18 protein-coding genes are annotated in these 23060 nt (G+C 55.9%); 12 read left to right on the top strand and 6 right to left on the bottom strand.

From position 1 onward, the window contains the following. Window positions 1–679: 679 nt before the first annotated feature. Window positions 680–1294: a recombinase family protein gene (locus PQU98_RS01005; protein ID WP_272743022.1), complete on the top strand. Its 615-nt coding sequence runs from the start codon at window positions 680–682 to the stop codon at window positions 1292–1294. Between the two features lie 105 nt (window positions 1295–1399). Further along, on the top strand, window positions 1400–1768 hold the full coding sequence (locus tag PQU98_RS01010) for a hypothetical protein (RefSeq protein WP_272743023.1): 369 nt from the start codon (window positions 1400–1402) through the stop codon (window positions 1766–1768). Window positions 1769–2075: 307 nt separating this feature from the next. On the opposite strand, the gene PQU98_RS01015 is transcribed toward PQU98_RS01010, so the two are convergent. Beyond that, on the bottom strand, window positions 2076–2678 hold the full coding sequence (locus PQU98_RS01015) for a MiaE family protein (protein WP_272743024.1): 603 nt from the start codon (window positions 2676–2678) through the stop codon (window positions 2076–2078). Between the two features lie 175 nt (window positions 2679–2853). Between PQU98_RS01015 and PQU98_RS16990 the strand changes: the two genes are divergently transcribed. The 8 genes from PQU98_RS16990 to rpoC all read left to right on the top strand — a co-directional run bounded on the left by PQU98_RS16990 (window position 2854) and on the right by rpoC (window position 15924). Continuing rightward, the gene (locus PQU98_RS16990; RefSeq protein WP_272743025.1) at window positions 2854–3696 is read left to right on the top strand and encodes a flagellin; all 843 of its coding nucleotides are present in this window, start codon (window positions 2854–2856) and stop codon (window positions 3694–3696) included. A 107-nt stretch (window positions 3697–3803) separates the two neighbouring features. Continuing rightward, a complete protein-coding gene (locus PQU98_RS01025) occupies window positions 3804–4640 on the top strand; it encodes a flagellin (protein ID WP_303649468.1) in 837 nt (278 codons plus the stop codon). Window positions 4641–4984: 344 nt separating this feature from the next. Further along, complete coding sequence (gene rplJ / locus PQU98_RS01030) at window positions 4985–5500, top strand: 50S ribosomal protein L10 (RefSeq protein ID WP_272743027.1); 516 nt, start codon at window positions 4985–4987, stop codon at window positions 5498–5500. Window positions 5501–5545: 45 nt separating this feature from the next. Further along, window positions 5546–5929, top strand: coding sequence for a 50S ribosomal protein L7/L12 (rplL, locus tag PQU98_RS01035; protein ID WP_272743028.1), 384 nt, complete (start codon window positions 5546–5548; stop codon window positions 5927–5929). An 84-nt stretch (window positions 5930–6013) separates the two neighbouring features. Continuing rightward, entirely contained in the window at window positions 6014–6496 is a 483-nt protein-coding gene (locus PQU98_RS01040) for a nucleotidyltransferase family protein (protein WP_272743029.1), read from the top strand. A gap of 96 nt (window positions 6497–6592) precedes the next feature. Then, entirely contained in the window at window positions 6593–7222 is a 630-nt protein-coding gene (locus PQU98_RS01045) for a hypothetical protein (protein ID WP_272743030.1), read from the top strand. A 362-nt stretch (window positions 7223–7584) separates the two neighbouring features. After that, complete coding sequence (gene rpoB / locus PQU98_RS01050) at window positions 7585–11661, top strand: DNA-directed RNA polymerase subunit beta (protein WP_272743031.1); 4077 nt, start codon at window positions 7585–7587, stop codon at window positions 11659–11661. Window positions 11662–11739: 78 nt separating this feature from the next. Continuing rightward, window positions 11740–15924: a DNA-directed RNA polymerase subunit beta' gene (rpoC, locus tag PQU98_RS01055; RefSeq protein ID WP_272743032.1), complete on the top strand. Its 4185-nt coding sequence runs from the start codon at window positions 11740–11742 to the stop codon at window positions 15922–15924. A 183-nt stretch (window positions 15925–16107) separates the two neighbouring features. On the opposite strand, the gene PQU98_RS01060 is transcribed toward rpoC, so the two are convergent. Next, window positions 16108–17301, bottom strand: coding sequence for a BaiN/RdsA family NAD(P)/FAD-dependent oxidoreductase (locus tag PQU98_RS01060; protein WP_272743033.1), 1194 nt, complete (start codon window positions 17299–17301; stop codon window positions 16108–16110). Window positions 17302–17405: 104 nt separating this feature from the next. Between PQU98_RS01060 and PQU98_RS01065 the strand changes: the two genes are divergently transcribed. Further along, complete coding sequence (locus PQU98_RS01065; RefSeq protein WP_272743034.1) at window positions 17406–17711, top strand: SCP2 sterol-binding domain-containing protein; 306 nt, start codon at window positions 17406–17408, stop codon at window positions 17709–17711. On the opposite strand, the gene PQU98_RS01070 is transcribed toward PQU98_RS01065, so the two are convergent. After that, the gene (locus PQU98_RS01070) at window positions 17712–18398 is read right to left on the bottom strand and encodes an MBL fold metallo-hydrolase (RefSeq protein WP_272743035.1); all 687 of its coding nucleotides are present in this window, start codon (window positions 18396–18398) and stop codon (window positions 17712–17714) included. 72 nt (window positions 18399–18470) lie between these two features. After that, the gene (locus PQU98_RS01075; RefSeq protein WP_272743036.1) at window positions 18471–20108 is read right to left on the bottom strand and encodes an amino acid permease; all 1638 of its coding nucleotides are present in this window, start codon (window positions 20106–20108) and stop codon (window positions 18471–18473) included. 187 nt (window positions 20109–20295) lie between these two features. On the opposite strand from PQU98_RS01075, the gene hrpB reads away from it, so the two are divergent. Next, a complete protein-coding gene (hrpB, locus tag PQU98_RS01080) occupies window positions 20296–22764 on the top strand; it encodes an ATP-dependent helicase HrpB (protein WP_272743037.1) in 2469 nt (822 codons plus the stop codon). 7 nt (window positions 22765–22771) lie between these two features. On the opposite strand, the gene PQU98_RS01085 is transcribed toward hrpB, so the two are convergent. Together PQU98_RS01085 and PQU98_RS01090 are read right to left on the bottom strand one after the other, a co-directional pair. After that, window positions 22772–22894 carry a hypothetical protein gene (locus tag PQU98_RS01085; RefSeq protein ID WP_272743038.1) on the bottom strand — a complete coding sequence of 41 codons (123 nt, stop codon included), beginning with the start codon at window positions 22892–22894 and terminating at the stop codon, window positions 22772–22774. 15 nt (window positions 22895–22909) lie between these two features. After that, on the bottom strand, window positions 22910–23059 hold the full coding sequence (locus PQU98_RS01090) for a hypothetical protein (RefSeq protein WP_272743039.1): 150 nt from the start codon (window positions 23057–23059) through the stop codon (window positions 22910–22912). Window position 23060: the final 1 nt, after the last annotated feature.

Below are 23060 nucleotides of genomic sequence, written 5' to 3' on the forward strand. Positions count from 1 at the left end.
AGCCCTTGAGGGGCGACCTGTTGGCCGCTGGTAGAGAACAAGCCCCTTCGACCATCCTTTAATGCGCTATTGCTCCGCTTCGCTCCACAACACCGCATACACAGCATCCCCGAAGCCACCTGTTCCCGGCTGTGCCTATGACTTGATTCAAGAAATCGAGGTCTGGAAGACCCGGCTGACAAGGGACTGTGTGGCATTATGGCCTTCGGCCGGTGCCCGGTCGCCGGGCGATGGCGATCAATGGCTCATTGTCCCGCCAGTCGGCTGCGACGCCAGCCAGCGAGAGGATCAGCGCAGGTTCCACCTGCGGTGATCATCGAGTGCTGGATCGACCACTATGATGTGCCGAAGGACTTGGTGGACATCATCGAAGGCCCGGCCTTAAACGATTGACTACCTCATGGCCAGACCGCCGTTCCTTGTTGCCTCTTCATTGCCCAGTCAAGTTCGCCGGGGCCGCAGGCCCCCCTCATGACCAGACACGCACGTCAGGACTGGGGAGTAGCATGGCCGGGTCAATCTCGTGAAAAAAGTGTCCCGGATACTTCGACAGACCAGCCTTTGCATGAGACAATTTATCTCACGGGTTCAGTGACGCAAATGCAGACCGTGCAAGGGATTGCTTGCGACATCACGTAACCCAACATTTGAAGGACATAGGCTTTTACAGGAGCGTTGATTGAAGATTGGCTACGCACGGGTTAGCACCCATGATCAGACGACCAACATGCAGATGGATGCTCTGATCGAGCATGGGGTGAAGGTCGAGGACATCTACCAAGATGTCGCCAGTGGGAAGAAGGATGATCGCCCGGCACTGATGGCCTGTCTCAAAGCCCTGCGTGAAGGCGATACGCTGGTCATCTGGAAGCTCGACCGCTTGGGCCGCGATCTGCGTCACCTGATCAACACCGTGCATGACCTGACCCACAGGGACATCGGCCTTCGTGTCCTTGCCGGGCATGGAGCCAGTATCGATACGACGACGGCGAGCGGCAAGCTCATCTTCGGCATCTTCGCCAGTCTCGCCGAGTTCGAACGGGAATTGATCCGGGAGCGCACTGTTGCCGGACTACAGGCTGCCCGCGCCCGTGGACGACTGGGAGGTCGCAAGTTCGCCCTGACACCATCTGGCTTGCGCCGGGCACAAGCCGCAATGATGCACCGGGATACGAACGTCGCCGACCTGTGCGCCGAACTGGGCATCACCCGGAACACGCTTTACAGGCTCGTCAGTCCCAACGGGCAGCTACGGCCTGACGGCGAGAAGTTGCTCAAGCTGGCCGGGAAGTGAACCTTTAAGTCCCACTTAATAGTTAGGCAGGCTTTCGTCATAAATCACCCCGGTCTGGGCGACGGAGCATAAATACATGGGCACCCACGAAGAGGAGAAAAGCCCATGCCCCAGACCTACATCACCCGAAGCGAGGAGTGGCTTCTAAGCTTCCTCCCAGCCGGTCAGTTCCATGCCGAAGATCGACAGCTTTACCACGACCATGTGTCGCCCGGTCTGATCCGGGAACTGCTCAAGCACTATGATCACGACGAGGCCATCGGCCTCCTGACCTATGTTGTTGAGAGGATCGACATCCGCCTCGACCGGGCCAAGGATCGTCGCCTCAAATACGAACTGGCCTGCTACCGCTCATGGCTGATGAACATGCGTGGCCAGATCGCCGCGACCAACCGCGCAGAACCCGCCACAGGTCGTCATACAAGCCTCATGGGAGCCGTGAAGCGTATCATCGCGGGTCAGGCTCATCCATAACGCTCCCGGTCTGAGCGTTACCCCAGCCTCCCGGAGCCTGTCTCCAATAACCCGGCTTCGGGCGGTCTTTATAAACACGATACGCTTCCCCAGTCGGCGCGTTGCATGGTTCAATAAGGCATCCTTAGAAAACGGATCGCTTAATGAAAACCGAAGAAAATCAACATCATAGACAACCCGTCATCGCCCACCAAATATACTTCCCTCCAAAGTCCCTCGCTATGCTCGCTGTACTTTGTCGCGGGTAAGAACGGAAAAATCAGCTCGAAGCGGTTCTTCGCTGATTTTTGCTTTTTTATTATCCGTCTCAGTTTGTCGGTGTGCCGCTATGAAAGCGGAACTCTGTATCTGGAGCGGAAATCAGCGCCTGCTCAACCGGGCGGATGGCTTTGATACGATCTGCCACATCATCGGCATCACCATAAAGATGCGCTAGCTTCAGATAGCCGGTGAAGTGCCGCCCCTCGCTTTCCAGCAAGCCTTTGTAGAATTTTCCCAGCTCGTCATCCAGATGAGGGTAAAGCGCGTTAAAGCGTTCGCAAGATCGCGCCTCGATAAAGGCTGAGATCACCAGTATATCGGTCAGCATGCCGGGCTCCGTCCGGCGTACCATTTGCCGCAGACCGGCGGCGTAGCGCGACGCCGAAAGCGTGCGCAAAGGGACTCCGCGCTTTTTCATCAGCTTCATGACCTGCTCGTGATGCACCAGTTCTTCGCGGGCTAAGCGTGACATGGCATTCATAAGCGCTTCACGGGTATTGTACTTGGCCATCAGATTAAGTGCGTTGCTGGCCGCCTTATATTCACAGTTCTTATGGTCAAGAAGCAGCAGATCTTGATTGGCAATTGCGGCCTCAATCCAGGCCTGCGGTGTTGTCGAGCCCAAAAAGTCTGTAATCTCTGAAATCATTTGGTTCCCATGCCAAAAAGAGCAGGGCGGAGCAATCGAAAATCGATAGTTCGGAATTGGTTAAGGTTTTGTTCACCAAGGTTCGACAGTCTGATTCCATAGTATGTATGCGTGTGCGTGATTCTGGCAAAATGCCGGGTAAATTAACTCCTAACCAGAATGGCAAGGATCGCTCGTGTCAGTTGTGACCGCCAATACGAATACAGGTGCTATGGCAGCACTCCAGGCTTTGAATGCGACCGCGCGGCAAGTGCGTGAGGTGGAAAGTCGCATAACTACAGGCCTTAAAGTTGCGACCGCCAAGGATAACGGTGCGGTATATGCGATTGCGGTGATGCAACGCTCGGAAGTGTCGTCGCTTGATGTTTTACAGCGGTCTTTGGAACGTGCCAGTTCTGTCATCGATGTGGCTATGAGTGCCGGTGAAACGGTAGCGGATGTCCTGGATGAAATGAAAACGCGGGTAGTCTCAGCCGCGGATACATCGCTTGATACGACCGCACGCACGACGATGTCCGAAGATTTCATGGATCTTATCCGTCAGATCTGGCACGCGGTCAAAAACGCTGAGTTCGACGGCACAAATCTGATTGATGAAGGCGCAGAAGATATGGTTGTGCCGGCTTCGCTTACGCAGGACACCATCACAGTTCAGGCTCAGAATTTATCGCTGGGGGTTGATGGTCTGTGGTGGAATATGCCGATTGCATCGGCGACCCTGCCGTTTACGACGGCGACCGAGGCTGCTGATTTTATTCCGGCAATGGATATCGCCATTAAGCGTGTCAGTTTAAGGCTGTCGGCGTTGGGCAGTGCCGCGAAGGCGATCGACGGGCAGTCGCAGTTTTTATATAAACTGCAGGATGCAATGACAGAAGGTGTTGGCAATCTGGTCGATGCCGATATGGCGAAAGAAAGTGCCCGCATGACTTCGGTGCAAACTCGTATGTCGCTTGTGCAGCAGTCATTAAGCATTGCCAACCGCGCACCCAGCATGATTTTGGGCCTGTTCCAATAAGCTCCCTTAACCGCACCTTTACTCAGGTGTAATATTTTGCCGGCTACACGCAATTGCTGGCAAAATGCCATTATTTCTCATTGGAAAGGAGGCGTGCCGTGCCGGGTATGTCGATCCTGACCAACAGAGCGGCCTTAACGGCGTTGCAAAATTTAAATGCGACGGCGGCGGAGTTGGCGGTGACACAAAGGCGTATTTCTACGGGCCTTAAGGTCGCCAGTGCCAAGGATAATGGCGCGGTATGGGCCATCGCCAATTATCAACGCTCGCAGATTTCATCGATTGATGTTCTGCAAACCTCGCTCAATCGCGGCAAGTCCGTCATCGATGTGGCCATGGCCGCGGGCGAGTCGATCTCAGACATCTTCACTCTGATGAAAGAAAAGGCGCTCGCGGCATCCGATACGTCGATTGATACGACGGCGCGGGCGGCCCTGTCAGAAGAGTTCATGACTCTAGCTAAACAGGTGGACCGCATTTCCCGGACATCTTCATTTAACGGCACAAGTCTGATCGGCGCCGGAAATCAAAACATAAGCGTCCTTGCAGGCCTTGGCGGTGACACTATGACCATCCGTGCGCAGGATATGTCTCTGGCCGGCTTGTGGGGCAGCGTGCCGGGGCATGGGGCGGTCACGCTTGGGCCCATCACTACGGCGGCGGATGCTCAGAAATTTATCGATGCCACCAACTGGGCGATTAAAAATACCAATCTTAGTCTGGCGAAACTGGGTACGGATTCAAAGATGCTGGATCGGCAATCGACCATGCTCTATAAAATTCAGGATGCCATGGAGGCTGGGGTCGGTAATCTGGTGGATGCTGATATGGCCAAGGAAAGCGTCAAATTACAAGCACTCCAGACCAAAATGCAGTTGGGGATACTGGCGCTGTCGATGGCTAACAAAAGCTCGCAGATGATCCTTGAGTTGTTCCGCCGTTAAAAAGACCAGATACATGCTTGCATTTTCAAGACTTTGCTTGTAAAGGCTACGCTCCGGCGTGGAAATCAGTTTCCACTCCGTTCTGTCCGAGACCTTCGGGGAGCAGGGGCCGCCTGTTCCATAAACTTCCGGGAGCCCCCGAAAGACCGAAAATAGACGGGACGCGACACGCCATCAAGATTGCACGATTTCCTTGTGTATAGGAAGCGCGTGCGGCCCTTGGGTGATTAGCTTCTCATCATGGACAGTGACAAACCGCATCAGGGTAACCTGACGCGATTTTGTCGTTTGTTACGTCTGTTGGGAATTCCCCCTTCAGATATCACCTCAATTGGAGGCCGCAAATGGACCGCGCACAAAAAGCCAGTTCGATCGAAGAGCTTAAGGGCATCTTCGCTGACTCAGGCGTCGTGGTTGTGACCCAGTATTCGGGTCTGACCTTTGTGGAAATGGCTGAACTGCGCAACCGTCTTCGTAAAGAAGGCGCTGTGCTTAAGGTGTTTAAGAACCGTCTGGCTCAAAAGGCTCTCGACGGCTCGGTCGGCGAAAAGGGCGATGCCCTGTTCAAAGGCCCGGTCGCGCTGGCTTACGGCCCGGACCCCGTCACTGCCGCCAAGATTACGGCCCAGTACGCCAAAGAGAATGACAAGCTCAAGCTCGTTGGCGCCCTCATGGGTACCGAAGTCCTGAACGAAGCTGGCGTCAAGTCTCTGGCCACACTGCCGTCGCTCGACGAACTTCGCGGCAAGCTTATCGGTCTTATTCAGGCACCTGCGACCCGTATCGCTGGCGTTCTGCAAGCACCGGCGGGTCAACTGGCACGCGTCTTTGGCGCGTATGCCAAAAAAGACGCCGCTTAATCAGCTCATACCACTCACAAACCTATACCTACTTAAGGAAATACAATGTCTAAAATTGAACAATTGGTCGCCGACCTGTCCACCCTGACCGTTCTCGAAGCTGCTGAACTGTCGAAGGCTCTTGAAGAAGCATGGGGCGTTTCTGCCGCTGCTCCGGTTGCTGTTGCCGCTGCTGGTGGCGCTGCCGCTGCTCCGGCTGAAGCTGCTGAAGAGCAAACCGAGTTCACCGTTGTCATCGTTGACGGCGGCGACAAGAAGATCAACGTGATCAAGGAAATCCGTGGCATCCGTTCGGACCTCGGTCTGAAGGAAGCCAAGGACCTGGTTGAAGGCGCTCCGCAAACCGTTAAGGAAAACATCTCCAAGCAAGAAGCTGCCGACATCAAGAAGAAGCTTGAAGAAGCTGGCGCCAAGGTCGAAGTTAAGTAATTCAGGCTTTTGGCCATATTACTTTAAAGCTCAGGCCCGAAGGGAAACCTTCGGGCCTGTTTTCGTTAGCACCGGAGTGGAGATATGACGCAGGCGCTTTTGCGGACATTTGATTTCCTGCGTGAGGTGATGCCGCCTGAACCATCATGGCGGGTTATCGGATCTGGGGCCCTGTGGCTGAGTGGGGTTCCTGTCGTGCCACAGCCAGAAGATGTCGATGTGGTGGCACCGTTTGAGGTGATTGAGGGCGTGCGCCGGGCCTTAAAGGTGTCATTGCCGGTTGCGTCCAAACCTGATGAGCGTTTTCGCTCGCGGCCGTTTTTTCAGTATAGACCCGATGGCGGAGTTATAGTTGATTTCATGGGAGATCTGGACGTTTTCGGGGTGGAATGGCATCGCTTGCGTTTTGAAAGTTGCGTTTCGGCGGGTGGAATTTTCCTTCCAGATCTGAATGAGCAGGTGGCTATTCTGCGTCGGTTTGGCCGGCCGAAGGATTTGCAGAGAATTGAGGCGGTTCAGGTTTTCCTGAGTGGCGATCAAGCGGATCGTCTTGTCGCTGATTTTTAACCATGTTGACACGGCGTTTTCATACGCTACTCTGTGGATAATTCGGGTGGCAGCAACAAAATCAAGCTGCCAGGATCGCCATGTGGGAGGCGTGCCGTGATAACTTTTAAAAAGCAAGTTAAATCAGCGATTAAGCGGTTTGTGGCTACCCCCTATTTTCTTGGGGTGCTTATCTTTATATTTGGGGCGTGGATTACTTTATCCAGTAACGCTTTGGGGGCGGCGACGGTTTTTTGCGGGCAGGGCTGGTTTCGGCCTGTGTGCTCCTATGGCGGGCTGGCCGGCGTGGCCTCGCCAACCGAAGAGCGGTTCTGGGTGGCGGCTTCATCACGCACGGATGGTGAGGGGTTGCGCCAGTATTTGCTAATTTATCCGCAAGGGGAGTTTGCGCGCGAAGCTATGTTGCGCCTGCAAACCTGCCGCCGCGTGGAGCGTGAAAACTGGGACGGCGAGGAAAAAACCCTTCCTCTTCTGGTGATGACGGCTTTGGTGCCCTCGGTTTCGCAAGGGGCGGCCAAAGATATTGCCATCGCGTCGGGTAAAACCGATGCGGCGGTTATGTGTCGAAATTACGAGGCGGGGCAGTACCGGCTCAGAAAGTCGGATGTACGGCCTGATCACTGGAGTTGCTCGGCGCGCGGGCGGGGCGTGGTGTGCGGATTTGAAGGGGTCGCTGTCTGTCAGGTTCAGACCCGCTTTGTCGAAGTTCATGAGGACTGCACATGATTTCAGAGCCGCTTTCACGACCTGGAATTTTAATTCTTGACATTTTCAAAAAATATTGAGGATGCCCTCTTCACAGGCGGGGATAAGTGCGCTATGGCGTGCTCTCTTGGATTGCGACTCGTACTGCGTTTCGCGCATCCTGCGAATTTACCTGATGGCTGACATTATGCTCTTTTCGTCGGCGAAGGGTTTGGCTTAGATCGCAAAGCCATAAAAACAAAGCGTCTGAGGCGATTTGTCGCTTCATAAAGAGCGGACGCAAGGCAACTTTTACACCCGGTGGGTGTGACGACACCTTGAACCCCCGGATGCCCGCATTCAACGGCGCATCCAAAGCACAGCGTTTCCACGCAAGGATAAAAATGGCGCAGTCTTTTACTGAAAAGAAGCGGATCCGGAAATCTTTCGGCCGTATCCCTGAAGCTATTCGTATGCCGAACCTGATCGAGGTTCAGCGCTCATCTTATGAACAATTTCTGCAACGCTTCGTCCGCCCGGTCGAGCGCATTGATGACGGCCTGGAGGCTGTTTTCAAAAGTGTGTTCCCGGTCAAGGACTTCAACGAGCGTGCGACGCTGGAATATGTGTCCTATGAGTTCGAAGAGCCCAAGTATGACGTTGAAGAATGTATCCAGCGCGACATCACCTATGCGGCGCCGCTGAAGGTCAAGCTGCGCCTGATTGTGTTTGAAACCGACGAAGATACCGGTGCCCGCTCCGTCAAGGACATCAAGGAGCAGGACGTTTACATGGGCGATATCCCGCTCATGACCGATAAGGGCACTTTCGTCGTCAACGGTACTGAACGCGTTATCGTTTCCCAGATGCACCGCTCGCCGGGCGTATTTTTCGATCACGACAAGGGCAAGACCCATTCGTCGGGTAAGCTGTTGTTTGGCGCGCGTATCATTCCTTACCGCGGGTCGTGGCTCGACTTTGAATTCGATGCCAAGGACGTTGTGTACGTCCGTATCGATCGTCGCCGCAAGCTGCCGGCGACCACCTTCCTGCAGGCGCTTGGCCTTGACGGCGAAGAAATCCTCACGACCTTTTACGATGTCGTGCCCTATGAGAAAAAAGACGCTGGTTGGGTCACGCCTTATAAGCCTGAGCGCTGGCGTGGTGTGAAGCCGGAGTTTGATCTGGTTGATGCTGATACCGGCGAAGTGATCGCCCAGGCAGGCACCAAGATTTCGGCCCGTACCGCCAAGAAGCTGGCTGATGGTGGCGTGAAATCGCTGCTGCTGTCGGAAAACGCCCTGAACGGTCGTTATCTGGCGCGTGACGCCGTCAACTTCCAGACCGGTGAAATCTACGCCGAAGCCGGTGATGAGCTTGACGCGGTGGCCATCAAGACTCTGGAAGAAAACGGTTTCTCGACCGTAGACGTGCTCGACATCGACCATGTTACCGTTGGGCCTTACATGCGCTCAACCCTGCGTGTCGATAAGAACTCTTCACGCGAAGATGCTTTGTTTGACGTTTACCGCGTCATGCGTCCGGGTGAGCCTCCGACCATCGAAGCGGCTGAGGCTATGTTCAATAGCCTGTTCTTCGATATGGAGCGTTACGACCTGTCGAGCGTCGGTCGCGTCAAGATGAACATGCGTCTTGAGCAGTCAGTGGCAGACGATGTGCGCGTTCTGCGCAAAGATGACATCCTGAGCATCCTCAAGATCCTGGTCGGTCTGCGCGATGGCCGTGGTGAAATCGACGATATCGACAACCTCGGTAACCGTCGTGTGCGTTCGGTCGGTGAATTGCTGGAAAACCAGTACCGCGTCGGTCTGCTGCGTATGGAGCGCGCCATTAAGGAGCGTATGTCGTCGGTCGATATCGACACCGTCATGCCGCACGACCTGATCAACGCTAAACCCGCTGCGGCTGCCGTGCGTGAATTCTTCGGCTCGTCGCAGTTGTCGCAGTTCATGGACCAGACCAACCCGCTGTCGGAAATTACCCATAAGCGTCGTCTGTCGGCCTTGGGCCCTGGCGGTCTGACCCGTGAGCGCGCCGGCTTTGAAGTTCGCGACGTTCACCCGACCCACTATGGCCGTATCTGCCCGATTGAGACTCCGGAAGGCCCGAACATCGGTCTGATCAACTCGCTGGCCACCCATGCCCGCGTGAACAAGTACGGCTTTATTGAATCGCCGTATCGTAAGGTCATCGACGGCGCGGTGCAGGAAGAGGTCGTCTATATGTCGGCCATGGAAGAGTCCAAGCACACCATCGCTCAGGCGAACGTGCCGATCATCAAGGGCCATCTGGGCGACGATCTGATGACCGTCCGTATCAACGGCGATGTCACCCTGTCGGGTAAAGACCAGATCGACTATATGGACGTGTCGCCGAAGCAGGTGGTTTCGGTCGCTGCGGCCCTGATCCCGTTCCTTGAAAACGATGACGCCAACCGCGCGCTGATGGGCTCGAACATGCAGCGTCAGGCCGTGCCTCTGGTTAAGGCGGACGCTCCGTTCGTCGGCACCGGCATGGAAGAGGTTGTGGCGCGCGATTCCGGGGCTACCATTGCTGCCCGCCGTACTGGCGTGGTTGAGCAGGTCGATGCGACCCGTATCGTGGTTCGCGCTACCGAAGAGACCGATCCGACCAAGCCGGGCGTTGATATCTATCGCCTGTCGAAGTTCCAGCGCTCTAACCAGAACACCTGTATCAACCAGCGTCCGATCGTAAAAGTTGGCGATAAGGTGGCCGCGCATGACATCATCGCTGACGGTCCATCGACTGACCTCGGTGATCTGGCTCTGGGCCGTAACGTGCTGGTCGCGTTCATGCCGTGGAACGGTTACAACTTCGAAGACTCGATCCTGATTTCCGAGCGCATCGTGCGTGATGACATCTTCACCTCTATCCACCTGGAAGAGTTTGAAGTGATGGCCCGCGACACCAAGCTTGGGCCAGAAGAAATCACCCGCGACATTCCAAACGTCGGTGAAGAAGCTCTGCGTAACCTCGACGAGGCCGGTATTGTGGCCATCGGCGCCGAGGTTCAGCCGGGCGATATTCTGGTCGGTAAGGTGACACCAAAGGGCGAAAGCCCAATGACGCCGGAAGAAAAGCTTCTGCGCGCCATCTTTGGTGAAAAGGCGTCTGACGTTCGCGATACCTCGCTTCGTCTGCCACCGGGTGTGGCTGGTACGATCGTTGAAGTGCGTGTCTTCAACCGCCACGGCGTTGAAAAAGACGAACGCGCTTTGGCGATTGAACGTCACGAGATCGAACGTCTGGGCAAGGACCGCGACGATGAGCTGTCGATCCTTGAGCGCAACATCTATGGCCGTCTGAAGGACATCGTCCTCGGTAAGGTTGCCATCTCCGGGCCGAAGGGCATGGGGCGTGGTGAGGTCACCGAAGAGAAGCTGTCCGAAGTCTCCAAAGGCCTGTGGTGGCAGATCGCCCTCGAAGACGAAAAGATCATGGGCGAGCTTGAGGCCATGAATCGCCAGTTCACTGAGGCGCGCAAGCGTCTGGACCGTCGCTTTGAGGATAAGGTCGAGAAGCTGCAACGCGGTGACGAACTGCCGCCGGGCGTCATGAAGATGGTCAAGGTCTTCGTGGCCGTGAAGCGCAAGCTGCAACCGGGTGATAAGATGGCCGGCCGTCACGGCAACAAGGGGGTTATTTCCAAGATTCTCCCGGTCGAAGACATGCCGTTCCTCGCCGATGGTGAGCACGTTGATATCGTGCTGAACCCGCTGGGCGTGCCATCGCGCATGAACGTCGGTCAGATCTTTGAAACTCACCTCGGCTGGGCCTGTGCTAACGTCGGCAAGCAAATCGCTAATCTGCTGGAAGACTGGCAGAATGGCGGTCAGAAGCAGGCGCTGATCGATCACCTGCGTGGCGTCTATGGTCAGGAGCAGGAGCTTCCGGATACGGAAGAGGCTCTGATCGAGCTGGCCAAGAACCTGTCGCGTGGCGTGCCGATTGCCACCCCGGTCTTTGATGGCGCCCATATGGACGACATTGAAGGTATGCTGGAGTTTGCCGGTCTTGATCGTTCCGGTCAGTCGATCCTGTTTGATGGTCTGACGGGTGAGCAGTTCAAGCGTCCCGTCACCGTCGGCATCATCTACATGCTGAAGTTGCACCACCTGGTCGACGATAAGATTCACGCCCGCTCTATCGGGCCATACTCGCTCGTCACCCAGCAGCCGCTGGGCGGTAAGGCGCAGTTCGGCGGTCAGCGCTTCGGGGAAATGGAGGTCTGGGCTCTGGAAGCTTACGGTGCCGCCTATACCCTGCAGGAAATGCTGACCGTTAAGTCGGATGACGTCGCCGGTCGTACCAAGGTCTATGAAGCCATCGTCCGTGGCGATGACAGCTTCGAGGCCGGTATCCCGGAAAGCTTCAACGTCCTGATCAAGGAAATGCGATCTTTAGGTCTGAATGTGGAACTGGAGAATGGTCAGGGGTAGGGCGCAAGCTCTCCCCTCTGCCTTCGCCCGTTTTCTACTGATTTTTTAGGTGCTTACGGCACCATATGGAGCAACTGGATGAACCAGGAAGTCCTCAATATTTTTAATCCGGTCCAGGTCGCCCCGACCTTCGACCAGATCCGTATCACTCTGGCGTCGCCCGAAAAGATCCTGTCGTGGTCGTTCGGTGAGATCAAGAAACCGGAAACCATCAACTACCGGACGTTCAAGCCTGAGCGTGACGGCCTGTTCTGTGCCCGTATTTTTGGCCCGACCAAGGACTATGAGTGCTTATGCGGCAAGTATAAGCGCATGAAGTACAAGGGGATTATCTGCGAAAAGTGCGGCGTGGAAGTCACCCTGTCGCGCGTTCGCCGTGAGCGCATGGGCCATATCGAACTGGCGTCACCGGTTGCTCACATCTGGTTCCTGAAGTCACTCCCCAGCCGGATTTCCATGTTTCTCGACATGGCGCTTAAGGACGTTGAGCGGGTTCTGTACTTTGAAAACTACATCGTCACTGAGCCAGGTCTGACCGCGCTTAAGCTGAACCAGCTTCTGACCGAAGACGAATATTATCGCTATCAGGAAGAATTTGGCGACGACAGCTTCACGGCTGAAATCGGTGCCGAAGCTATCCGCAACATGCTGATGTCGATGAACCTCAGTGAGATTGCCGATAAGTTGCGTGCGGATCTGGCTGATAATCCTTCGGAAATGAAAGCCAAGAAGGCGTCCAAGCGCCTTAAGCTGATCGAAGCATTCATGGAATCGGGCAATAAGCCTGAGTGGATGATCCTGACGGTTGTGCCGGTCATCCCGCCTGAACTGCGCCCGCTGGTGCCGCTGGATGGTGGCCGTTTCGCGACCTCCGACCTCAACGACCTCTATCGCCGCGTGATCAACCGGAATAACCGTTTGAAGCGCCTGATGGAACTGCGCGCGCCGGACATCATCATCCGCAACGAAAAGCGCATGTTGCAGGAATCGGTTGATGCCCTGTTTGACAACGGTCGTCGTGGTCGCGTCATCACGGGCGCCAACAAGCGTCCGCTGAAGTCGCTGGCTGACATGTTGAAAGGGAAGCAAGGCCGCTTCCGTCAGAACCTGCTCGGAAAGCGCGTCGACTATTCCGGCCGTTCGGTTATCACCGTGGGCCCGGAACTTAAGCTGCACGAGTGCGGTCTGCCCAAGAAGATGGCCCTGGAACTGTTCAAGCCGTTCATCTATGCGCGTCTGGATGCTAAGGGCCTGTCCGGCACCGTCAAGCAATCCAAGCGCATGGTCGAGCGTGAGCAGCCGCAGGTTTGGGATATCCTCGAAGAGGTTATCCGCGAACATCCGGTCATGCTGAACCGCGCCCCGACCCTTCACCGTCTTGGGATTCAGGCGTTTGAACCCAAGCTGATCGAAGGTAAGGCTATCCGTCTGCACCCGCTCGTTTGTTCGGCCTTTAACGCCGACTTCGACGGTGACCAGATGGCCGTTCACGTCCCGCTGTCGCTTGAGGCCCAACTTGAAGCCCGCGTCCTGATGATGTCGACCAACAACATCCTGTCGCCGGCCAACGGTAAGCCGATCATTGTGCCGTCTCAGGATATCGTGCTGGGGCTTTATTATCTTTCGCTCGTGAAGGAAAAAGAGCAGGGCGAAGGCATGATCTTTGCCGACCTGAACGAAATTCAGGCCGCGCTCGATGCCGGTGTTGTCTCCATGCACGCCAAGGTCAAGTGCCGCTTCACCGAAGTCGATCCAGACGGCGAAACCCGCACCCGTGTCATCGACACGACGCCGGGCCGCATGAAGATCGCAGCCCTGCTGCCGCGTCACGCCTCGATCGGTATCCGGGTTCTGGAAAAGAACCTCACGAAAAAGGAAATCGGCAACCTGATCGACGTGGTTTATCGCCACTGCGGCCAGAAGGCGACCGTGATCTTCGCTGACCAGATGATGGCGCTCGGCTTCAAAGAAGCGGCTCGCGCTGGTATCTCCTTCGGCAAGGACGACATCGTTATTCCGGATTCCAAGAAGGGTATCGTCGAAGAAACCCGTAACCTGGTTGAGGAATACGAGCAGCAATATGCTGACGGTCTGATCACCAAGGGCGAAAAGTACAACAAGGTCGTTGACGCCTGGTCGAAAGCTACCGACCGCGTGTCTGACGAAATGATGAAGGAAATCAGCCGTAAGCACCTCAATGCTGATGGTACTGAAAAAGAGATCAACTCGATCTACATGATGGCCAACTCCGGTGCCCGGGGCTCACAAGCCCAGATGAAGCAACTTGGTGGTATGCGCGGCCTTATGGCCAAACCGTCGGGCGAAATCATCGAAACCCCGATCATTTCGAACTTCAAAGAAGGCCTGTCGGTTATGGAGTACTTCAACTCCACCCACGGTGCCCGTAAAGGTCTGGCCGATACCGCGCTGAAGACGGCGAACTCCGGTTATCTGACCCGTCGTCTGGTTGACGTCGCTCAGGACTGTATCATCATGGAGCCGGATTGCGGCACGACGAAGGGCATCACGCTCCGCGCCGTGGTCGAAGGCGGTGACGTGCTGGTATCGCTGGGCGCGCGCGTTCTGGGCCGCACCACGGCTGAGGACATCAAGGACGTGGCGACGCAGGAAGTTGTGGTCGAAGCCGATACCTATGTGGACGAAGAAGTGGTCGATATTATCGAAGCTTCGGGCGTTCAGTCGGTTAAGGTTCGCTCGGTTCTGACCTGTGAGGCTGAACTCGGTGCCTGTGCGGCCTGCTACGGTCGTGATCTGGCCCGCGGGACACGCGTCAATATGGGCGAAGCCGTCGGCGTCATCGCGGCGCAATCGATCGGTGAGCCTGGTACTCAGTTGACCATGCGTACTTTCCACATTGGCGGTACCGCTCAGGTGGCCGAGCAGTCGTTCTATGAAACGACCGCAGACGGCGTGATCAAGCTGACCGGCGGCAATACGGTTAAGGGCACCCACGGTGACCTGATCGCTATGAGCCGTAACGTCATGATCACGGTTCACCATGATGGTAAAGACCGTGAGACCTATAAGGTGCCTTACGGTTCGCGCCTGCGGGTCGTTGACGGCTCAGAAGTCAAGAAGGGCCAGCGTCTGGCGGAGTGGGATCCATATACCACCCCGATCATCACCGAAGTTGGTGGTAAGGTGCGCTTTGAAGACCTTACTGACGGTATGTCGGTGCGTGAAGAAACCGACGAAGCCACCGGCATCACCAACCGCGTGGTGGCTGACTGGCGCGCTTCGCCGCGTGGGTCTGACTTGCGTCCGGGCATGGGCATTGTTGACGATGCCGGCGCCTATAAGCGTCTGGCCAACGGCACTGAGTCGCGTTACCTGCTGCCGGTCGGGGCTATTCTCTCGGTCGGTAATGGTGACGAGGTTCGTCCGGGTGAAATCCTGGCGCGTATCCCGACCGAAGGTGCCAAGACCCGCGACATCACCGGTGGTCTGCCGCGCGTTGCTGAACTGTTCGAAGCCCGTCGTCCGAAAGACTGCGCTGTCATCGCCGAAATGGATGGCCGCGTAGAATTTGGTCGCGACTATAAGAACAAGCGCCGTATCAAGATCACGCCGGAAGATGGTTCGGAAGCCGTTGAGTTCCTGATCCCGAAAGGCAAGCACATCTCGGTTCACGATGGCGACTTCATCCAGAAGGGTGACTACATCATCGACGGCAACCCTGACCCGCATGATCTGCTGCGTATTCAGGGTGTTGAGGCTCTGGCTGAGTATCTGGTCAACGAAGTGCAGGACGTTTACCGTCTGCAAGGCGTGCCGATCAACGATAAGCATATCGAAGTGATCGTGCGTCAGATGCTGCAAAAGGTGGAAATCCTTGAGCCGGGCGATACCGGCCTGATCAAGGGCGATCATCTGGATAAGACTGAGGTTGATCTTGATAATGCCAAGACGGAAAAGCGCGGGGGTCGTTTGGCGGTCACTCAGCCGATCCTGCTCGGTATCACCAAGGCGTCTCTGCAAACGAAGTCGTTTATCTCGGCCGCTTCGTTCCAGGAAACGACCCGCGTCCTGACCGAAGCTTCGGTCAACGGCAAGGTCGATACGCTGGACGGCCTGAAAGAAAACGTCATCGTCGGTCGTCTGATCCCGGCCGGTACGGGCGCTTATCTGCGCTCGCTCCAGCGCATCGCCCTCAAGCGTGATGAGCAACTGGCTCAGACCCGCGAAGAGACGATGGAGCCGCTACCTGCGGAAATCCTGCTCGAAGCCCCGGCTGGCGAATAACCAGGGGGTTAACCCCCTGGACCCGGAACGTGGCGCGTTAAACGCCATTGGGTAAGTCACAAAAAACCCCTGAGTGTCCGCACTCAGGGGTTTTTATTTTTGCTTGAATTTTTAAATCTTCAATCGTGGAAAAGTACACTGAGACGAAAGCGAAGCTGAGCGAAGGACTTTTTCACGGGATGCCTATATAGCCTGACCGGCGGCCCAGCCCGATGACCACGCCCACTGGAAGTTATAGCCGCCCAGCCAGCCGGTAACATCCAGCGCTTCGCCGATGAAATAAAGACCTGCGCACAACTGGCTTTCAAAGGTTTGCGATGAGATATCCTTGGTGTCGATGCCGCCGAGCGTGACTTCGGCGGTGCGATAGCCTTCGGTGCCGTCTGGGATCAGGCTCCACGGCTGAATATGCGATAAGATACCCTTGATTTTGACATCGGACATATCGGCGATCTTGGTCTCAACTGTTTCCGGGCTCAGACCCTGTGCGGCCATGATCTTTTCCGCCAGACGACGCGGCAGGATTTCAAACAGGGCCGTGTGCAGGGATTGGCGGGTTTTGCGCTTGGCCCGGAACCATTCCATCAGATCCATATCGGGCCGGAGGTCAACTTCAAGCGTTTGGCCCATCTGCCAGTAGTTGGAGATTTGCAGTATAGCCGGACCAGACAGGCCGCGATGGGTGAATAAAAAGCCGTCTTCAAACTTGGTCTTGCCGACCTTAACGCGGGCCTGCATCGAAACACCGGCCATATCCAGAGCCTGTATCTTATCCGGGTGGAGGGTAAGCGGCACCAAACCAGCACGCATGGGGGTGATCACATGGCCGAACTGCTTTGCGGTCTCATAGGCGAATGGTGAGCCTAGCTTAGGGATCGACAAACCACCGGTGGCAATGACGATTTTATGAGCCCTAACAGTCTCACTAGGTGTCGTGATCTCAAAACCGGCGTCATTTTTGGTAATGGCCGTGACCGGGGTTTGCAGCCACAGTTCACCGCCATTGTCACGTAACTCATTCAGCAGCATGTCGATGATATCCATGGCGGATTCATCACAAAACAACTGCCCCTCGGTCTTTTGATGGTAAGGAATCTTATGCCGTTCGACCAGGCTCACGAAGTCGCGCGGCGTGTAACGCTTTAGGGCCGAAATACAAAAGCGCGGATTTTGCGACAGGTAATTGTGCGAATGGGCGCGCAGATGGGTGAAGTTACAGCGCCCGCCACCGGAGATACGAATCTTTTCGGCCGGGGCATCGGCATGCTCCAGCACGACCACGCGTTTACCGCGTTTGGCGGCTTCGATCGCGCACATAAGGCCTGCGGCACCGGCGCCAATAATGGCGGCATCATAGTATTTTGGGGAAGAGGACATGAAATCTCAAAAAATTGCGCCAGGTTCCGTGGCGTCATACTTGTTCTGCCGAAAATCCGGCGTAAGGTCGCAGCCACCTATATAAGCCTGTTCAGGAGGATACCATGTCCGATTTGGCAACCATCACAGAAAAAATCAAATCTTCGGTCGGAGAGGACTCCGGTTTGGGTAAAATCGTCAAACTGGACTTCGGGGATGCCGGTAAAATCCTGATCAATGCTGCACAGGTGCCTAACGTCGTCACTAATGACGATGGTGCTGCTGATACGACCGTCATCATTGGGCTGGATGATCTGATCTCTATGGCCAAAGGCCAGCTTGATCCGATGATGGCCTTCATGCAGGGTAAGATGAAGATCCTTGGCGATATGAGTGTCGCACAGAAACTCGCGCCACTGTTGAAAGGCTAATCAGCCCGGCCCGGATGTGTTGGCTTTAGAATGAGCAATCACCCGATCCGCGACATAGGGGTTAGTTTGGCGTTCCTGATGAAAGCTCGACATCGGGCCGTGTCCCGGCACGAACTGGACGTCCCCCAGCGGCCATAACCGCGTGGTAATCGCCTTGATCAGATCAGCGTGATTGCCGCGCGGGAAGTCCGTTCGCCCAATTGAGCCCTTAAATAGAACATCGCCGACCTGCGCGAAGTTCGACGGACGGTGGAAGAAAACCACGTGGCCGGGCGTATGACCTGGGCAGTGATAAACCTCCCATTCGGTTTCACCCAAAGTGACCGTATCGCCGTTTTCCAGCCAGCGGTCGGTTTCAAACACGCGCATGCCTTCGACGCCGTAGCGCTGACCGGCTTCGGGGATGCGGTCGATCCAGAACTGATCGTCACGGTGCGGGCCCTCGATAGTGGCCCCCGTGCGTTCTTTTAGCTCAGCGGCACCGCCGGCGTGATCGGCATGGCCGTGGGTGATCCATATCTTATCGACGCTCAACCCGCGCCGTTTAATTTCCCCCAGCACGGCCTCAAGGTCACCGCCCGGATCAATGACCGCAGACTTGTTGGTTTTCGTGCACCAGACGACCGTACAGTTTTGCTGCAATGGAGTTACGGGGGCGACAAACAAGCGGATAGGGGCGTCGGACACAGGGGAACTCCAAAAAGAAAAGCCCCTATGTTCTAAAACATAGGGGCTTTGAACTCTACAGGATATTACATCCTATTTCTTATCGTCGATATTGCCGCGGAACGCATCGGCCGGTGAGGACAGATCGGCGTCTTCGGTAATATCAATGCCCTTAGACAGCTTTGAGTGCCAGAACCCGTAAGCGGCATATATCAGCGCGCCTACGATGGCATAACACACCAGAATAGTCAGCGGCAGAGTGTTGCCCTTCATGGCGTGATCAACCATTGGGGCGAAGTTCTGCGTGGCCAGGAACAAACAGGCCAGAATACCCAGAACCGCCGTAAATATTCCGCCGGGCACCTTAAACGGACGCTCCATCTCAGGATGTGTGATACGCAGATAAATAACCGACAAACACACGATCGAGAAGGCGACCGCAGTTCCAAGCGACACCAGATCACCCAGCAGGCTGATAGGCAGGAACGAGGCGGCCACCGCAACCATGATCCCCAACAGAATGGTGCCGAGCCAGGGGGTGCGGAACTTATCGTGGATTTTCGAGAATACGGCTGGCAACAGGCCGTCACGCGACATGGTGTAAAAGATGCGGGTCTGGCCAAAGCACAGTACCAGCATGACGGACGATAGACCCGCAACCGCTCCGACCTTAATCAGCAGGCTGATGGCGTTCATCTGGCCACCTTCGACAAATGGCCACGGGAAGTTGGCCCAGGTCAGCGCCATGCGGTCGATAGCCACCGCAATCGGCGCTGGGCTGGCCAGTTCCAGATAGGGTACCACGCCGGTCATGACGGCCGCGACGGCCATATAGATGATGGTGCAGATGATCAGTGCGCCCAGAATGCCGACGGGGACATCGCGACTTGGGTTCTTGGCTTCGGCGGCAGCGGTTGAGACGGCCTCAAAGCCGACATAGGCGAAGAAGATAATGGCGGCCCCGCGGAAAATACCGCCTACACCAAACTCACCCGGATTGCCGGTGGCGGGCGGAATGAAGGGGTGCCAGTTGTCAGGGTTAATATAGGTAATGCCGACTGCTATGAAGGTCAGAAGTACGATGATCTTCAGAACGACAATGAAGTTGTTCACGTTGGCTGATTCGCTGACGCCCAAAACCAGCAGGCAGGTCACGGCGGCGATGCCGATAGCGGCGATCAGGTTAAATGTACCTGACAGCATCATCGTCGTGTGTCCGCCATCATCGGTTACGGCGCGAACCAAAGGTGTGGCCCACATGGTTGCCGGGTGGTCGGTACCGGTGCCGATGGCCGGAAAATGCACCCCGAAGTCCCCCAGTAAACTGACTACATAGCCAGACCAGCCGACCGCCACAGTAGAGGCAGCAATCCCGTATTCCAGCACCAGCAGCCAGCCCATGATCCAGGCGAAGACTTCGCCCAGCGTGCCGTAGGCGTAGGTATAGGCCGACCCCGACACCGGCATGGTTGACGCCAGTTCGGCATAACAGAGGCCGGCCAGCGCACAGGCAATGCCTGCCACAACAAAGGATAACATGATTGCTGGCCCGGCATTGGCCGACGCCACCTGACCGGTAAGAACGAAAATGCCGGCGCCAATAATAGCGCCGACACCGAGCGACATGAGATTAATCGGCCCAAGCGTGCGCTTGAGCGGACTTTTGGCCGCTTCTTTTTGGATATTGGCAATCGACTTTTTCTGGAACAGCCGACCAAGGTTGTTGGACATGAGACCCCTCGCATGGTGCCGCCATTTTCACTCGCGGCATAAAACTCTAAAGACATGACGTTAATGTCACATTTTCAACTAAGCAACAGCTATTTGTGGGCAGATTTCACCAGTTAACAGCCAAGTTTAATGAGAAATTTAGCCTATGCGTGACATTTGGCGGAAAATTCTGCTAGGGAGGCGAATTATGTTGCCTGTCGAAGAGATATATTCGCCGCTTAAGGCGTATCTGCAAAGCCGAACCACGGCCCTGATTATCGCGCCGCCGGGCGCGGGCAAGACGACGGGTATACCTCTGGCCTTGTTGGATGAGGTGTGGCTCAAGGGCCAAACCCTGATTCTGCTGGAACCGCGTCGGCTGGCGGCCCGGGCGGCGGCGGCGCGTATGGCGGAGACCTTGGGCGAAGCTGTCGGTGAAACCGTGGGCTTTCGGGTGCGCGGCGAAAGCCGGATTGGCCCTAACACCCGGATTGAAGTGGTCACCGAAGGCATATTTTCGCGCCGCATCGTCGATGATCCCGCCCTTGATGGCGTGGGCGGCGTCATTTTTGATGAGTTTCATGAACGTAGTCTGGATGCTGATCTGGGGCTGGCTTTTGCACGCGATACCCAAACTCTGTTGCGCGATGATTTACGACTTTTGGTCATGTCGGCGACGCTGGATGGGGAGCGTGTGTCATCGATTTTGCCTGATGCGCAAACCTTTCATTCCGAAGGTCGCGCCTATCCGGTCACCACCCACTATCTGGGCCGGGATCAGGGGCTGCGACTGGAAGATGATGTCGCCCGCCATATCTTAAGATTACAATCTAAACTCACGCCTGAACAGGCTGAAACTATGCTGGTTTTTCTGCCGGGGCAGGGAGAGATTCACCGCGTGGCCAGTCGTTTGGAAGACGGCGGACTTCATAACCATATCGAACTTTGCAAACTCTATGGCGCAATGGATGTCCGTGATCAGTCTGCTGTTTTGCGCAAAAATACAGTGGGGCGTCCGAAGATTGTACTGGCTACAGCCATTGCTGAAACCTCGCTGACCCTGGATCGGGTAACAATGGTCATTGACAGCGGCGTGTCGCGGCTTGGGCGTTACGACCCTGCACGCGGGACCGTGCGGTTCGTAACCGAGCGGGTGACAAAAGCCTCTGCCGATCAGCGCCGTGGCCGTGCAGGGCGGACACAGGCTGGGGACTGTTACCGTCTTTGGGATAAAGAACAGGATCTGTCGTTAATCCCCTTTGCACGACCGGAAATTCTGGAAACCGATCTGTCACGGCTGGTGCTGGATTTGCGGATGTGGGGCGCGAAATCGACGATGGGGTTGAACCTGCTCGATCATCCCCCTGAAGGGGCCATGACTGAGGCGACACGGTTGCTGCAGGCCCTGGGCGCGCTGGATGACAAAGGCGAACTGACGACACATGGGCGTTTGATGTCGCAGTTACCGATGTCGCCACGTCTAGCCAATATGTTGCTCCAGGCGGCCAAACAAGGCCAGAGCGCGATCGGTGCAGCCCTGGCGGCTCTGTTGTCTGAAAATGGGTTGGGTGGGAAATCGACCGATCTGGAAACCCGCCTTGAGGGCTTAAGCCGTGACAAGACGCCCAAAGCGGTTCAGGCGCGTAGTCTGGCGCAGAACTGGACACGTCTGGCGGATACTCTGATTAAAAAAGAAATTAAACAAACGGATGTGGGTAAAAACTCAGCCTACCTGTTAGCCGAAGCTTTTCCTGAACGCACCGCCAAGGCACGAGGGAAGCCCGGTGAATTCGTCATGGCCAATGGCCGCGGCGCCTATGTGGATGAAACCGATCCTTTAGCCAGATCGTCTTATCTCGCCGTTGGTGATCTGGGCGGCGGCAGTGCCCGTGATCGCATATTGCTGGGGTCTGCGCTGACTGCCGATGAGATTATGCGCCTGTTCGCAAACCGTCTGGAGACGGCTACGGTGATTCAGAAAAGCGCAGGCGGTAATTTCCGGGCTTTCGAACAGGTTCGGCTAGGGCAAGTTGTGCTGTCCTCCAAGCCTATGGAGCGCGTACCCGCAGAATTATTAGTGAAAGTTCAAGCTGAGGAAATAAAATCTAAAGGGCTGAAAGCGCTGAAATTTTCGGATCATGCGGAAAGTTTACGTCAGCGCGTGCAGTTTTTGCGAAATGATGACCTGTCATGGCCTGATATGTCGGATGCGGCCTTGTTGCAAACCCTTGAGGATTGGCTTGGACCCTATGCCGGAGGGCGTCCGCTGCTGAATCTTACGGCACACGACGTTACCCAAGCGCTAACCAGTTTGCTCAGTTACGAACAGCAACGAAATCTTGATGCTCTGGCGCCGGAAAGCCTGCGTTTGCCGACTGGCAATGGGGCGCGCATTGATTACGGTGCCGAAGGCGGCCCGCGGGTTGAAGCGCGGGTAACGGAGTTTTATGGCACGTCCCGTCATCCGACGGTTGGCGTCAACAAAACGCCCCTGACCCTGGCCTTGTTGTCGCCGGCCCATCGCCCAATCCAGATTACCAAGGATATAGTCGGTTTCTGGAACGGTTCCTGGCCGGAGGTACGCACCGAAATGAAGGGGCGATACCCCCGTCATGTCTGGCCCGAAGACCCCAAATCAGCTCAGGCTACCGCACGGGCCAAACCGCGCGGCACCTGATAGCGAACTAACGTGTAGCGGACTGAGCAGATGTCAGCTTAGGATCGCTGTCCTTGGCAATGATGATGCAGCCGGACAATGATGCCGCGATTGCCGCTATAGCCGCGAGTTTTAGGATAGATTGGCGCATGATTTGTCCCCTTAATCAGAAGCTGGTTTTCTTGGATGTATCTTCGGCAGGCATCTGTGAGTGGGTGACCTTGGTGTCGACCTTGTCTTCGACATAGATAATGCACCCCGACAGAGCAGATGCCATGACCGCAATAGCAGCCATTTTAAATATAGCGGATGTCATG

Source organism: Asticcacaulis machinosus (assembly GCF_028550435.1).
Lineage (GTDB): Bacteria > Pseudomonadota > Alphaproteobacteria > Caulobacterales > Caulobacteraceae > Asticcacaulis > Asticcacaulis machinosus.